Source organism: Enterococcus sp. 3C7_DIV0644, from assembly GCF_002141235.1.
In the GTDB taxonomy this organism is placed as follows: domain Bacteria; phylum Bacillota; class Bacilli; order Lactobacillales; family Enterococcaceae; genus Enterococcus_D; species Enterococcus_D entomosocium.
On sequence record NZ_NGLK01000001.1, the window covers coordinates 2,035,372 to 2,050,166 of the forward strand.

Here is a 14,795-nt window from a genome sequence, read left to right on the forward strand (position 1 = left end):
TATGGCAAGTGTAACCAGCAGTTCAGGAATCAGTACAACGCTAGGGAGTTATTCTGGCGTGACTTCAGAAGATATTGAAAAATTATTGGCGGCAGATGCGATCAATAAGACCCGTGCTGAGAATAAAATCACGTCGCTTAAAGCACAAAAAACGGCATGGAGTGATATCAGCACTCGCTTGACTAACTTTTTGTCAAAAGTCGATGCGTTACAAAAAGATGATGCTTATCAAACAAAAAAAGCGACGACCACCAATAGTAGTATCGCTTCAATTGCAGGAACAACGGAAGCCCCAGAAGGCACCTATGATCTAAAAGTCAACCAACTAGCAACAGCCACGAAGGTGACGGGGAGTCAAGTAGCTCAAAGCAGCAAAACGGCCCTAAATGTCAGTGGTCAGCTCTCATTGACCAGTTCGGAAGTCGATGAAGATGGCAAACCGATCACCGCTTCGATCGAGATCACTGCCGAAGACAGCTTAAAAGATGTGGCAGCTAAGATCAATGGCCAAAGCAAGACGACCTTCGTTGCAGCGAGCATCGTGGATAACCGTTTGATTTTAACGAATACGAAAATGGGCGACAAAAACTTCTTGATCGACGGCAATGCCGCCGAAGGATTAGGGATCGGTTCAACTGCGGCTACGACGCAAGGCCAACCGGCTATTTTTGAACTAGACGGCATGGAGATCACCCGCGACAGCAACAGTGTGACGGATGTTATCGATGGTGTCACGCTGACGTTAGCGAAAAAAAGCGAGGAGCATGTGACGCTTTCTTTAGCCAATGATACCTCGAAAGTCGTTGATGCAGTGCAAGGATTAGTGGATCAATACAATAGCTTGATGAGTTTTATCGGCGACAATTTGACCGTGGGAGATCCTAGTAGTGAAAACAACAAGACGGGGACCTTGGTGGGAGACAGTGCGTTGACTCGTCTACAGACCCAATTGCGAAATTTGATCACCATTCCAGCCGTCAGCGGCTCAAAGCTGACCGCCAATAAGCTAGGTATCTCCACCGTTGATAATGATGGTACATTGGGACTGGATACGACAAAGTTAAAAGAAGCCTTAGCGGAAGATCCCGCTGCTGTGAAGTCCTTCTTTTATGCAAGTACGAAAACTAAAGAAGCCGATGGCACTGCGAGCACGAAAGAGACTGGCTATACACTAGCCCTAAAAGAATTAGCCAACAGCTATGTCGTCAATACTTCAGCCAATAAAGGGATCATTGCCACCAAATCTGCGACCTATGACAGTACCATCAAGGATTTGAACAAACAGATTACACGGTTTGATGATATTTTAGCAATGAAAAAAGAGCGTTACATCACAATGTTTACCAAATTAGACTCCGTGATGATGGAGGCTGAAAATCAGCTGAGCTACCTAAGCAATCAGTTTGCCAATACGTCAAACTAGGCAGGATAGCCGATTAAAGCAGTCATTTTTTCATTCGCATAAGAAACCCTCGTCAACAAGAAAGGAAACAACCTATGGAGCCACACGTATCATTAGATGAACGTTTGAATCAGATTTTAACTGGGTTTGCAAAATGGCGCGGCGACAGCGAAGAAGCCGGTCGTTTGATGGCAGCCAATGCAGCGGTCATAGCAGCCATGCAAGCAGAAGAACAGAGCCATAGTCCACAAACCAGTGCATTGGCGCAACAAGTGATCCAAGCGTATCAAGCGTTCCTAGAGCAGGTCAAAGCCCAGCAGCAAGAGATCAAACAAGAATTGGGGCGTTTGAACCGCAAAAACAATCTTGTCAAAACGTATTTGCAGCAAGAAGACAGTGCCGCCTTCGTCGAATTTGATTTATAGTGAGGAAAAAAAGATGAATTATCAAAAAATGCAAAACAACTATCTGCAGAACCAAGTAATGAGTGCCTCCCCCAACAAACTGATTGAAATGCTGTTGCAAGCAGCCATCAAAAACATCAAATTAGCAGTGATCGCATTGGAAAAAGAAGAGTTGAGCCAAGCCCATCAGCAATTTGTCAAGGCGCAGAATATTTTATTGGAATTACGGGTCTCTTTAGACCGTGAGCAAGGCGGCGCTATTGCTGAAGATCTCGATCAGCTTTATGGCTATATGTACGATCAGCTGGTCAGTGCCAATGTCCAAAAAGAGGCAGCCCCTGCAGAAACGGTCGTCCCACTTTTAAGCGAACTACTGGAAAGCTGGCAAACGATCACCCAATAAATTTGAGAAAAAGCAAAGAAACGACCACCTAAAACCTAGAAAAGTTTAGTAATTGGTTAAATTTTTACCATGTATCCCTTTTCACTAAGCTTTCTTTTTCCCCTCCTCGTCCCTATCTGGTACTCTTTTTATGAGCGTACCGAAAAGGTGCAAGGAGGTTTTTTTTTGAAACAAAAAATAGTACAAAAGCCGCTTTTCTGGCAAGTGGTGATTCTGATTGCAATGAGTGGTGTTTTTTTATTACCGCAGATCTTAGGCCAAGGCATGATTTTGGGCTCTGATGTGGTCTTTCACTTCAATCGTTTTTATGAGACCAGCCAGCAGATCAAAGAGGGCAATTTTCAATATTTTCTTTCTATCTACGGGTTTCAGCAATCTGCTCGTATCGTCAATGCATTATACGGTCCCTTTTTTGCCTATTTCCAAGGTCTGCTGGTCTTGCTGAGTCCTTCGTGGTTTTCCTACCAACTGCTCGCCAATGGGCTGCTCTATCTGCTAGCAGGGTTTTCGATGTTTGGCTTATTAAAGAAACTACGAGTCAATGGCTGGCTGTCAGTGGGGATGAGCATCCTGTTTATGGCGACCTATTCTGTCCAGTATTGGATTGAGCGGCAGGGCTTTTCTGCTTGGGGAGCAGCCGTGTTACCGCTGTGTCTGATTCCACTGATCGCACTAGGGGAACATAAACGGTTGCGGCCTTTTGCGGTAGGGGTTTCCGTGGCGGTCTTATTTCAAATCCATGTGTTTTCAAGCATCTTGTTAGTGCTCTTATATGTGCCCTTTTTCTTACGCGCCTTTTTTGTTGGAACTTCCGGCGAAGAAAAACGACAATTGGTGCTGCGCTTAGCAGGAGCGATCGGGATCTTCTTACTGTTAACCGCCAATATTTGGTTAGGGATGTTGGATCTCTATACGAGTAACACGTTGATCGCGCCTTTTGTGAATCGCAACATGCAGAACAATACCATTACAGGAACCAGCAGCTATTGGTGGACGACGCCGTACTTGCTGCCAATCTTATGTGCCTTGTTCTTTTGCGGTGCGATTCGTGTATGGCCTCGTCTATCCGGCGGCTTCAAATTAATGACAGCAGCTGCAGCGGTCTTTTTCGTTTTATCATCGAACGCTATTCCTTGGCAATGGCTAGGCAGTCTGGACAATGGTGTGATCAATTTACTACAATTCCCTTTTCGGTTCTTTGTTCCGGCCACGATTTTGATCTTAGTCGGTTTGTGCCTGCTGGTTCCTTATTATCGGGGCAAGCCATTGGCAAATCCGCGTTGGTTCGTCCTCGTTTTAGTTTTGAGTGTTGGTCAAATCCTGATCCAAAACACGGTCAAAATGCAGGACTGGCACTCCGATGAAGCGGCAGTTTCACTGCGAAACCACACCTATCTCTCGGCGGAATCTGAAGCGCAATTGAAGGAAGCCTATTTTAGTAAAGACAAGTCCTTAGCATTAGCGCTGTATCAACGTTCTACCCCAGATTATCTGCCCCTCTATCAAGAGACCAAGAAGAACAAGTACAATTTGTACGGGGAAGAAATCATTGAAAAAAATGATACCGTGGCAAAAACCGTAGAAAACGGGAAACTTACTTTACGTTGGCAAGGTGATCAAGAGGCGTGGAAGGCGTTACCGATCATCAATTACCGCTATACTGAATTGACCCTCAATCAGCAGCCACTAACTGAGAAAGATGTCTCTTTGAGTGCCATTGGTGCCGTTTCTGTCCAACAGCAAGCAGGGGAGAATGTCTTAGTCGTTGACTATGACGCACCTTGGTTTTTCGACGGAGCTTTATGGCTGACGATCATTTCTTGGCTCGCTTTACTCATCGGCTTTATCAGCTGGAAAACAAGACAGCTGTATCGTCGTCGTAAGGTCGTACAAGCTTTATTGAAAGAATCTGAATAAAATGAATCAGAAAAGAACTTCAGCGAGAGGGCTGAAGTTCTTTTTTTGTTGATCAGCAACAGTGTACCTATTTTTTTCCGAGAGAAACAATAATCGTTGCGTGCGCAACAATTATTCCTTATAATAGATAAGACACTTTGAAGAACCAAGAAAGGCAGGAGTGCTCATGGAAGCCATTATCCGCTCAATCAATCATATTGCCCGTCTCGCCACCCTTTATCGGGAAAAAGAACTGAAAAAATTTGGTTTAGGTGGGATGCATCATACCTATATCTTAAACATTTGCCGTCAACCGGGGATCAGTCAAGAAGCCTTAGCCAAGAAGATTTTTGTTAATAAAAGCAATGTTGCCCGTCAACTAGCGATCTTAGAAGAACGAGGATTTGTCACTAGAGCCAGCAGTCCCACCGACAAACGACAATTACTGGTTTATCCAACCGAAAAAGCACTTGTCGTCCAACCAAAGATCCAACAGCTGCTTCAAAGCTGGAATGAACAAGTCGTAGCAGGTTTTTCTGCTGCCCAACAGCAGCAGTTGATCGCCGATCTGGAAATCGTCAAAGAAAATTCCCAACGGCTTTTAGCGAAAGCTGAGGCGATGGAATGAATCTTTTGACTCAATATTTAAAACCCTATATCGGCCGCATTTCCCTTGGCGTCAGCATCAAATTCTTCGGGTCATTGATGGACTTGCTATTGCCTTGGATTTTGGCGTATATCATTGATTCTGTGATTCCCACGAAGCAAGTATCAGCGATTTTTGCTTGGGGCGGGGCGATGGTGGTTTGCTCCATCATCGCAGTTGTCACCAATATCATCGCCAATCGGATGGCCTCTAGTGTTGCTCGCGATACCACTGGTAGTATTCGCCATGATTTATTTGAAAAAGTTTCCTATCTGTCGATTCCGCAAGTCGAAGAAGTCGGGATTCCTTCCTTGGTGTCTCGCTTGACGACAGACACTTACAACATCCATCAAACGGTAGGGATGATCCAGCGGATGGGGATTCGTGCCCCGATTCTGTTATTAGGGGGAATCATGATCACTGCTACATTAGATCCCGTTTTGACACTGGTCTTAGTAGGCGTCTTGCCCTTCACTTTAGTGGCGGCAGTCACGATCTCAAAACGGGGGATCCCCTTGTTTGCCTCATTGCAAAAGCAAGTGGATGTGTTGGTGCGGACTGTCCGAGAAAATGTAACTGGGGCTCGGGTGATCAAGGCCTTGTCTAAAGCAGATTACGAGAAAAAGCGCTTTGATCACGTCAATCAAGACGTAGTAGCTGCGGAAACCACTGCTAATCGAACCATGGCTGCGACACCACCTCTGATGGACCTCTTTTTGAATATCGGGTTGACATTGGTGATCGTCATCAGTGCCTTTCGCGTCAATCAAGGGTTGACCCAACCAGGGGTCATCATTGCCTTTTTGACCTATTTTACGATCATTTTGAATGCCATGCTCAGTATCACTCGCATCTTTGTAATCGTGTCGAAGGGGCTCGCTTCTGCCGATCGGATCCAATCCGTCTTGCGCCTGCCGCAAAATATGCAAGTCATTGAGGCACCTGTCAAAGAAGAGTCGGCGCATATCGTTTTTGAAAAAGTTTCCTTCACTTATCCTAACGGTACCCGGGTGCTGAAAGACATCGATTTCTCCTTGCAGCCGGGAGAAACCTTAGGGATCATCGGTGCGACTGGTAGCGGAAAATCAACGATCGTCAAATTACTGCTGCGGCTCTATGACCCAACGAAGGGTATGATCCGCATCGCTGGTCGCGACATTCGCTCCATCGATCCGACGGAGTTGCATCAGTTATTCGGTGTCGTCTTACAAAAAGACGTGCTTTTTGCGGAAACGATTGAAGAAAATATCGCCTTTGGCCGGCGGTTTTCCAAAGAGCAGATCGAAGAAGCGGCGGCTCGCGCTCAAGCCAAGGAGTTTATCAATCAACTGCCCAAGCGCTTAGCCCATCCACTGCATGCCAAAGGCAGCAATTTAAGCGGCGGTCAAAAGCAGCGGGTCTTGTTATCGCGGGCATTGGCGGGGGATCCGGAAATTTTGATTTTGGATGACTCCGCCAGTGCGCTAGATTATCGGACCGACGCTCAGTTGCGCAAGGTCCTGAAACAGCAGTTTCAACAGACGACGACGATCTTGATCGCGCAGCGGATCAGTTCGATCCAGCATGCCGACAAAATTTTGGTACTGGAAAATGGTCAAATGAACGGTTTTGGCAGTCACCAAGAATTACTAGCAGATAATGTGATCTACCAAGCCATTTATCAAGGGCAGACAGGAGGTGCCGATGATGCCGAAGATGCCGAAGAAAAAAACGGAAAAACCGCAGGATAGCAAGAAAACACTCCGCCGTTTGTGGAGCTATCTCTACGAGTACAAAGGACTCCTGTTGGCAGCCGCTATTTTAATGATGGTCAGCAACATCTTCGCCTTGGTGGGCCCGTTGCTTTCCGGGTACGCCATTGATGCCATTCAACCGGGTCCCGGCAAGGTCATTTTTGACCGAGTCTTCTTTTATTGTGGGCTGATGCTGCTGTTTTATCTTGCGTCTTCCCTTCTTAGTTATCTGATTTCGCTCATGATGATCCGCTTGAGTCAGCGGGTGGTGGCAGCGATGCGCAAGGCGATTTTTGATAAAATCACCGAACTGCCGGTGGGGTATTTTGACCGAGTCGCCACTGGGGATATCATCAGCCGCATCAGTTATGACGTCGATACCATCAATACGTCATTGGCCAGCGATGCCATTCAAGTCCTCAGCAGTCTTGTGACGATCATTGGTTCGTTTGTGATGATGGTTTTGATTTCGCCATTGCTAGTGCTGATTTTTGTCGTAACGGTCCCTGCTTCGATCTTTTTGACTCGCTTTTTGATGAGCAAATTTCAACCATTGTTTCGCCATCGGTCCCGCAAATTAGGCGAGCTGAACGGCTTTGTGGAAGAGATTATTTCTGGTCAGCAAACGATTAAGCTTTACAACCAAGAAGAAGCGATCATCAGCCGTTTTGATGAAAAAAACCAAGAAGCGGTGGATGCCTATTACAATGCCGAATACTACGGCAGTATGACCGGTCCTTCCATCAACTTTATCAACAATCTGTCGTTGTCCTTGATCAGTATGTTTGGCGCCTTGCTGTTTTTGTTCGGTCATCTGACACTCGGAAACGTTTCTTCCTTTGTTCTTTACTCCAGAAAATTCTCAGGACCAATCAATGAGTTAGCCAACATCTTCAGTGATTTGCAATCGGCATTGGCGGCGGCAGAACGGATCTTCCGTTTGCTGGATGAAGAACCGGAAGTTTCTGATGTTCCTGGAGCCTACGAATACCACGAGGTGTCTGGTGAGGTCGCCTTTGACCATGTGACCTTCGGCTACCAAGCACAGCAGCCCATCATCAAAGACCTTTCGCTGCAAGTACCAGCTGGCAGCTTGGTCGCGATCGTCGGACCGACCGGAGCCGGGAAAACCACCATTGTGAACCTCTTGATGCGGTTTTATGACCCTGACCAAGGAGCGATTCGTTTAGACGGAAAAAATATCCGCCAAGCGACACGCCGCAGCTTACGGCAAAGCTATGCGATGGTGCTGCAAGACACGTGGCTGTTCACGGGAACGATTTTTGAAAATTTGGCCTACGGCAAGGCGAATGCGACGATGGCAGAAGTCCAAGCTGCTGCACAAGCCGCCCATATCCATGACTTTATTATGAGCCTGCCAAAAGGCTATGATACTTTGATTTCTGAAGACGGGACCGGTATTTCACAAGGGCAAAAACAACTATTGACGATTGCGCGAGCAATGCTGTTAGATGCCGATCTGCTGATTCTTGATGAAGCCACATCGAATGTCGACACGCAAACGGAGCTGCTGATCCAAGCAGCGATGACCAAATTGATGAAAGGCAAAACATCCTTTGTGATCGCCCATCGCTTGTCCACGATTAGACATGCCGACACGATCCTCGTGGTGGAACAGGGCAATATCGTAGAGCAAGGGACCCACGAAGAGTTAGTAGCCAGAGAGGGGCGTTATGCCGCACTCTATCAGGCACAATTTGACGCATGATCCATAACTAGTCCGCATCCGTACAAGGAGTAACCCACTGCTTGCACGGATGTTTTTTGCGTGCCATCGGCTTTCTTGGCACAGGTAAAAAATCTTCTTATGACAAATCAGGCAATTATCGGTATACTTAAGAAAGGGGTATCATCAAACAGAAAGAAGGGAAACAATTGGATCATAAACAACTAAAAGAATTCCCCAACGATTTCTTATGGGGTTCAGCATCAGCAGCCTATCAAGTAGAGGGCGCATGGCAAGAAGACGGCAAAGGCGCTTCAGTTTGGGACGATTTTGTCCGCATTCCAGGCAAAACCTTTAAAGCAACGAACGGAGATGTCGCGGTCGACCATTACCACCGCTTCAAAGAAGATGTTGCCTTGATGAAAGAACAAGGATTGAAAACCTATCGTTTTTCCATTGCATGGACACGGATTTTTCCAGAAGGACGAGGAGAAGTCAATCAAGCAGGGTTAGACTTTTATTTAGCATTGATCGATGAGCTGATTAAAGCAGGGATCGAACCAATGGTGACCTTGTACCATTGGGATCTGCCACGTACGTTGCAAGAAGAATATGGCGGCTGGGAATCTCGCAAAATCATTGAAGATTTCACCAACTATGCGGCGGTATTGTTTGAAGCCTTTCGCGGCAAAGTTCACTATTGGGTCAGCTTGAATGAACAAAATATCTTTACTTCTTTAGGCTATCTTTTAGCTGCCCATCCACCAGGAGTGACCGATCCTAAACGGATGTATGAAGTCAATCATATCGCTAATTTGGCAAATGCGTCGGTGATCAACAAGTTCCATGAGATGAAAATCCCAGGGAAAATCGGACCAAGTTTCGCCTATTCACCAAACTACCCAATCAACAGCGACCCGAAAAATATTTTGGCAGCTGAAAACGCCGAAGACTTGATGGCGCATTATTGGTTAGACGTCTATCTATGGGGCGAATACCCGATTGCTGCAATGAATTACTTGAACGAGCAAGGGATCGCACCAACGATCGAACCAGGAGATATGGACTTGCTGCGTTCAGCAAAACCAGATTTCTTAGGGATCAACTATTACCAAACAGCAACGAATGCCTACAATCCATTAGATGGTGTCGGTGCCGGTAAAATGAACACCACTGGGAAAAAAGGTAGCTCCGAAGAAACCGGGACACCAGGAATGTTCAAAAAAGCTGAAAATCCATTTGTGGAACGGACGAATTGGGATTGGGAGATCGATCCTCAAGGGCTGCGGATCGCTTTACGCCGAATCACTAGCCGTTATCGGGTGCCTGTGATCATTACGGAAAACGGACTTGGTGAATACGATAAACTAACAGACGATCACCAAATCCATGACCAATACCGCATCGATTATTTAGCAGGGCATGTCCATGCCATCAAAGAAGCGATCAGCGACGGCGCGGAAGTTCTTGGCTATTGCACCTGGTCCTTCACTGATTTGCTAAGCTGGTTGAACGGCTACCAAAAACGCTATGGCTTTGTCTATGTCGACCAAGATGAAACCCAAGAAGGGTCACTGGCACGCTACAAGAAAGACAGCTTCTACTGGTATCAAGAGCTGATCAAAACCAACGGGCAAGAGTGCTAGCCTCCTAAAGCCAATACCTGAATAAGCGAAACGACCCCTGCAACGGCAGTGATCGTTTCTTAGAAAAAAGTACGTTCCACCTGTAGCGACCGCCCAAAGGTAGACCAAAAGTCTCGCTTTTTGGGCCGCTTCAAAGGAGAACGTCCTTTTTTTGAGTATTATCGTTGACAAGTGTAAACGATAATTGTAAAGTAGAAGAAGATTACAACTGTAAACGCAAAAGGTGAATGGGTTTGCATAGCAAGCAAGGAGGAAGGAAACAATGATCGAAAAGAATTATGGGGTAAAAGGGATGACCTGTGCGTCTTGTTCCCAGACAGTCGAAAAAACAGTCAGCAAGCTGGCGGGGGTCGACCAAGCAGCTGTCAATTTGGCTACTGAAAAATTACATATTCGTTATGATGAGCAGCAGCTCACCGAAGAAACACTCGCTGAGGCCATCAAAGCAGCGGGCTATCAACTGATCGGCTCTCAAAGACAAGAGACCTTTGCCATCTCGGGCATGACCTGTGCGTCTTGTGCCCAAACAGTAGAAAAAGCTGTCCAAAAATTAGCGGGTGTGGAGCAAGCCTCCGTCAATCTGGCGACAGAAAAACTGACGGTCAGCTATCAACAAGACCAAGTGTCCGCCGCGAAGATCGCAGCTGCCGTGAAAGAGGCGGGCTATGACGCACAGCTGCCGACCGCTTCTGCCGACAAGGCGGATTCAAAACAGGCAGAGATTCGTGCTTTATGGCAACGGTTTTGGCTTTCGGCGCTCTTTACGATCCCCTTGTTCTATTTGACGATGGGGGAAATGATCGGTTTGCCGATCCCTGGCTTTTTAGATCCAATGGCCTATCCAGTCAATTTCGTTACCACTCAATTGATTTTAGTCTTACCGGTGATGGTCCTCGGTCGCGCCTTTTACATTGCTGGTTTCAAAGCGCTTTGGAAAGGCCATCCTAACATGGATTCCCTCGTCGCATTGGGAACCAGTGCTGCCTTCTTTTATAGTATTTATGGGACCGTGATGGTCTACCTGGGCACGACCCACTATGCGATGCACTTGTACTATGAAACGGCCGCCGTTATTTTGGCATTAGTGACCTTAGGAAAATACCTTGAGTCGGTCTCAAAGGGCAAAACCTCCGAAGCCATCAAGAAGTTGTTGGATCTCGCACCGAAAAAAGCCCGTGTGCTTCGCGGCAGCGGGAATCAAGCCGAAGAAGTCGAAGTGGGTATTGAAGAAGTCGCAGCCGGCGATATCTTAGTCGTACGACCTGGTGAAAAGATTCCTGTGGATGGGATCGTTACCCAAGGACGCTCTGCCATCGATGAATCAATGATCACCGGAGAAAGCTTACCTATCGAAAAACAAGTCGGTGATCGGGTGATCGGCGCCAGTATCAACAAAAATGGCTCGTTTCAATACGAAGCCACCAATGTGGGAGAAGATTCAACGTTAGCGCAAATCATTCAGTTAGTAGAAAATGCCCAAGGATCCAAAGCGCCGATTGCCCGCATGGCTGACAAAGTTTCGGGTGTGTTTGTCCCGATCGTCATGGTCTTGGCGGTTTTTGCAGGACTTGCCTGGTTTTTCTTAGGACAAGAAACCTGGATCTTCTCATTGACCATTACGATCTCTGTATTAGTGATTGCTTGTCCGTGTGCTTTAGGATTAGCGACACCGACCGCCATCATGGTGGGTGCGGGCAAAGGGGCAGAAAATGGCGTCTTGATCAAAAGCGGCGATGCGTTAGAAACAGCTAGAAACGTGACGACGATCGTCTTTGATAAAACCGGCACGATCACAGAAGGCAAACCAGTCGTAACCGATCTCCTGCCTGCCGGCAACCACACGCCGACGGAATTGCTGCAGCTGGCGGCTTCTGTTGAAAAAGGCTCAGAACATCCATTAGGCGAAGCCATTGTGATCGAAGCCCGCACGCAAGCCCTCGCCCTGCAAGAAGTTGACGGGTTTGAAGCGATTCCGGGGCATGGGATTCAAGGCACGATTGCTGGCAGTCCAGTCCTATTAGGCAACCAGAAATGGCTGGAAAAACAAAACGTTGCCATCGGTGGCCTGATCGAGCAAGCCCAACAATTGGCTCACGAAGGGAAAACACCGATGTATGTTGCCAAAGACGGCGAAGCGATCGGGATCATCGCTGTGGCAGATACTATCAAAGAAAGCAGTCGAAAAGCCATTGAACGTCTGCATCAAATGGGCTTGTACGTAGCAATGATCACTGGCGACAATGCTCGGACAGCCCAAGCCATCGCCAAACAAGTCGGTATCGATGAAGTAATCAGTGACGTCTTGCCAGAAGATAAAGCCGCCAAAGTAGCCGGCCTGCAAGCCAAAGGCCAAAAGGTTGCGATGGTAGGTGACGGGATCAATGATGCGCCGGCGTTAGCCCAAGCCGATGTAGGGATCGCGATTGGCTCTGGTACCGATGTCGCCATCGAATCGGCAGACATCGTACTGATGCGCAGCGATCTGATGGACGTCCCATCAGCGATCGAGTTAAGTCGGGCAACCATCAAAAACATCAAAGAAAATCTTTTCTGGGCTTTTGCTTATAACGTCTTAGGCATTCCTGTCGCAATGGGTGTGCTGCATCTTTTCGGCGGCCCCTTGCTCAATCCAATGATCGCCGGGGCGGCCATGAGCTTCAGCTCGGTATCCGTTTTATTAAATGCCTTGCGGCTGAAACGATTCCAACCCTCAGCAAAAAAATAAACGAAGCAACGAATGCAACAACAAAAAGACCTGCCCACGGTTTCTGATGGAAGAAAACCGTGGATAGGTCTTTTTAGTGCTGGACATCTAAATAAGAGTAGGCCCGCACGTCATAACGGTTGCGACTACGGGAAAATTCGATAGGTGAGCCATTTTTCTGATAGACGATCTGTTCGATCTCTAAAACCGGATCATCGGCTTTACAGTCCAAATACCGTTGATCGTACGCGGTGCTTTTATCAGCGGCAATGGTGCGGTAAGCGCCGGCAAACTGGACCCCTAGTTCCTCTTTGACATAGCGGTAGATAGAACTTTCTAAATGGCCACGAGTTAAATTGGGCACCAAATGGACCGGCATATAGGTATATTCTAAAATAAACGGCTGGTCTTCAAGAATCCGCAAGCGGACAATACTATAGATTGGCTGTTCTTCCGTCAACATCAACTTTTCTTGGATCGTTTGGTCAGGAAATTCGACTTGAAAATCGATGACCTGACTGACTAGCTTGCGGCCAGCTTTGCCCATTTCTGTTGACAAGCCTTCATAGACCGTTAAAGCAGTGGTGTCTTTTTTTAAGAATGGGTGGTTCAATATTTTTGTTCCAGCGCCCCGCTGAGAATAAACCAGTCCTTCCATGGCTAAAATACCGATGGCTTTTTTGACGGTCATCCGGCTGACTCCGAATTCTTCGACTAAATCAGTTTGATTCGGCAGTAAGCTGTCAGGCGGATACGTTTTGTTTTTGATACGTGTGCGTAAAATATTGGCAATTTCTTGGTATTTTGGCATCTGATCACCTCGCAAGAAGTATAGCTGAAAAAAGCGGTTTCGACAATCAAACCTTGGTTTTTTTATAAAAAGAACGGCTGACTGAAAAAATTCAGCCAGCCGTTGCGCTTAATCGATCGATGGTTCTGCTTGACGATCTAAAACACGTAAGAATGGATACCAGATTAAGCCGACGATCACCACGTCAATGACTTGCAGCAAACCACCTAACCAAGAGTTGGTTGCTAAGACACCACTGAAGACCACTGGAACGGTCCAAGGAACAGAAACACCAGTTGGTGCAGGAACAAGTCCAGCCGCCATCACTAAGTAGTTGAAGGTCGTTACCACAAGAGGTGCCACGACCCAAGGAATCAGGATCGTCGCATTCAAGACGATCGGCATACCGAAGATTGCTGGTTCGTTAACGTTAAAGATCCCTGGTGCTAAAGCCAAACGACCCACATCGCGGTATTGTTTTTTCTTCAATACAAAAGCCATCAAGATAACAACGGCTAACGTCATACCAGAACCGCCTAATCCAACGGTGAATGTTTCCATAAATGGTTTTGTGACGATATGCGGCAGTGCATCCCCATTTTGATACGCTTCTAAGTTGTCTAACATTAATGTATTCCAAATCGGGTCCATCACAGAGTTGACGATGATTTGACCATGTAGACCGAAGAACCAAAGGAATTGGACAAAGAACAAAGCCAATAGAGTTGCTGGCAAGCTGCTGCCTAGTCCAGTCAATGGTTTTTGGATCAATTCATAAACCAAGTCATGCAAGTTGGCATTGAAGACACCCGTCATGATGGCATTGATCACTAAAAATACCGTTAAGGTGATAATTGCTGGAATCAAAGCGGCAAAAGATTTAGAAACTGCTGGTGGCACCCCATCAGGCATTTTGATCTGCCAGCCGCGTTTTGTGATGCGGCAATAGATTTCAGCTGCTAAAAATGCTGCGATCATCCCGATAAACATCCCTTTTGCGCCAAGACGATCAAGAGACAGCACGCCGGAGATCGTTTCGCCAGATTCAGTAGTCATAAAGAAAGGAGTTAAGATCAAAAAGCTGGCAAAAGAAACGGCGCCGCCAAAAATCCCTTCCACATCATATGATTTTGATAAATAATAGCCGATACCGAAAGTAACGAAAACAGTCATGATACTCATTGTTGCATTTTGCCCATTGCCAAACAGCGTTCCTAATGTTCCTTTAGTGGCATCACTGAAGAAGGGCAGGTTGTTTAAAACGACCACGATCGATCCAAACATAGTGATTGGGAACGAAAGCATAAACGCGTCCCGCAAGACGGTCAGGTAGCGATTTTGTCCTAAGGCATTCGCCAAGGGCAAAATCTTTTCAGATAACTTGTCCATAAAACCATTCATTATTAGTTCACTCCTTAAATTTCTTTTTGCAATCGATTTCATTGATAATGTATCATGTTTTATTTTAAATGTCTATACATTTA

General features: G+C 46.6%; 11 protein-coding genes. 9 read left to right on the plus strand and 2 right to left on the minus strand.

Features of this window, described 5'->3' with window-relative positions:
- The first annotated feature begins 1 nt into the window (after nt 1).
- The 9 genes from fliD (at nt 2) to A5877_RS09675 (ending at nt 12,542) form a co-directional block, all read left to right on the plus strand.
- The gene (gene fliD / locus A5877_RS09635) at nt 2-1,423 is read left to right on the plus strand and encodes a flagellar filament capping protein FliD (protein ID WP_016611598.1); all 1,422 of its coding nucleotides are present in this window, start codon (nt 2-4) and stop codon (nt 1,421-1,423) included.
- Between the two features lie 74 nt (nt 1,424-1,497).
- A complete protein-coding gene (locus tag A5877_RS09640) occupies nt 1,498-1,827 on the plus strand; it encodes a hypothetical protein (RefSeq protein ID WP_086316749.1) in 330 nt (109 codons plus the stop codon).
- 13 nt (nt 1,828-1,840) lie between these two features.
- Entirely contained in the window at nt 1,841-2,209 is a 369-nt protein-coding gene (gene fliS, locus A5877_RS09645) for a flagellar export chaperone FliS (protein WP_008376567.1), read from the plus strand.
- A 165-nt stretch (nt 2,210-2,374) separates the two neighbouring features.
- The gene (locus A5877_RS09650; RefSeq protein ID WP_005232737.1) at nt 2,375-4,126 is read left to right on the plus strand and encodes a hypothetical protein; all 1,752 of its coding nucleotides are present in this window, start codon (nt 2,375-2,377) and stop codon (nt 4,124-4,126) included.
- A 166-nt stretch (nt 4,127-4,292) separates the two neighbouring features.
- Nucleotides 4,293-4,733: a MarR family winged helix-turn-helix transcriptional regulator gene (locus tag A5877_RS09655; RefSeq protein WP_008376562.1), complete on the plus strand. Its 441-nt coding sequence runs from the start codon at nt 4,293-4,295 to the stop codon at nt 4,731-4,733.
- Nucleotides 4,730-6,481, plus strand: coding sequence for an ABC transporter ATP-binding protein (locus tag A5877_RS09660; RefSeq protein ID WP_086316750.1), 1,752 nt, complete (start codon nt 4,730-4,732; stop codon nt 6,479-6,481). The genes A5877_RS09655 and A5877_RS09660 overlap by 4 nt, the downstream gene beginning before the upstream one ends.
- Nucleotides 6,447-8,213, plus strand: coding sequence for an ABC transporter ATP-binding protein (locus A5877_RS09665; RefSeq protein ID WP_086317454.1), 1,767 nt, complete (start codon nt 6,447-6,449; stop codon nt 8,211-8,213). Before A5877_RS09660 ends, A5877_RS09665 begins: the two co-directional genes overlap by 35 nt.
- Nucleotides 8,214-8,380: 167 nt before the next feature.
- The gene (locus A5877_RS09670) at nt 8,381-9,817 is read left to right on the plus strand and encodes a glycoside hydrolase family 1 protein (RefSeq protein WP_005232733.1); all 1,437 of its coding nucleotides are present in this window, start codon (nt 8,381-8,383) and stop codon (nt 9,815-9,817) included.
- A gap of 262 nt (nt 9,818-10,079) precedes the next feature.
- Nucleotides 10,080-12,542 carry a heavy metal translocating P-type ATPase gene (locus A5877_RS09675; protein ID WP_086316751.1) on the plus strand — a complete coding sequence of 821 codons (2,463 nt, stop codon included), beginning with the start codon at nt 10,080-10,082 and terminating at the stop codon, nt 12,540-12,542.
- Between the two features lie 73 nt (nt 12,543-12,615).
- On the opposite strand, the gene A5877_RS09680 is transcribed toward A5877_RS09675, so the two are convergent.
- Both A5877_RS09680 and celB read right to left on the minus strand, forming a co-directional pair.
- Entirely contained in the window at nt 12,616-13,332 is a 717-nt protein-coding gene (locus tag A5877_RS09680) for a GntR family transcriptional regulator (RefSeq protein ID WP_005232731.1), read from the minus strand.
- A 108-nt stretch (nt 13,333-13,440) separates the two neighbouring features.
- Nucleotides 13,441-14,712 carry a PTS cellobiose transporter subunit IIC gene (gene celB, locus A5877_RS09685; protein ID WP_005226670.1) on the minus strand — a complete coding sequence of 424 codons (1,272 nt, stop codon included), beginning with the start codon at nt 14,710-14,712 and terminating at the stop codon, nt 13,441-13,443.
- Nucleotides 14,713-14,795 lie beyond the last annotated feature (83 nt).

Excerpts from the sequence above, each read along its gene's own strand:
- A5877_RS09655 (WP_008376562.1), top strand. The coding sequence starts at position 4,293 with ATGGAAGCCATTATCCGCTCAATCAATCATATTGCCCGTCTCGCCACC.
- A5877_RS09640 (WP_086316749.1), top strand. The coding sequence starts at position 1,498 with ATGGAGCCACACGTATCATTAGATGAACGTTTGAATCAGATTTTAACT.
- fliD (WP_016611598.1), top strand. The coding sequence starts at position 2 with ATGGCAAGTGTAACCAGCAGTTCAGGAATCAGTACAACGCTAGGGAGT.
- A5877_RS09680 (WP_005232731.1), bottom strand. The coding sequence starts at position 13,332 with ATGCCAAAATACCAAGAAATTGCCAATATTTTACGCACACGTATCAAA.
- A5877_RS09675 (WP_086316751.1), top strand. The coding sequence starts at position 10,080 with ATGATCGAAAAGAATTATGGGGTAAAAGGGATGACCTGTGCGTCTTGT.
- A5877_RS09665 (WP_086317454.1), top strand. The coding sequence starts at position 6,447 with ATGCCGAAGAAAAAAACGGAAAAACCGCAGGATAGCAAGAAAACACTC.
- fliS (WP_008376567.1), top strand. The coding sequence starts at position 1,841 with ATGAATTATCAAAAAATGCAAAACAACTATCTGCAGAACCAAGTAATG.
- celB (WP_005226670.1), bottom strand. The coding sequence starts at position 14,712 with ATGAATGGTTTTATGGACAAGTTATCTGAAAAGATTTTGCCCTTGGCG.
- A5877_RS09660 (WP_086316750.1), top strand. The coding sequence starts at position 4,730 with ATGAATCTTTTGACTCAATATTTAAAACCCTATATCGGCCGCATTTCC.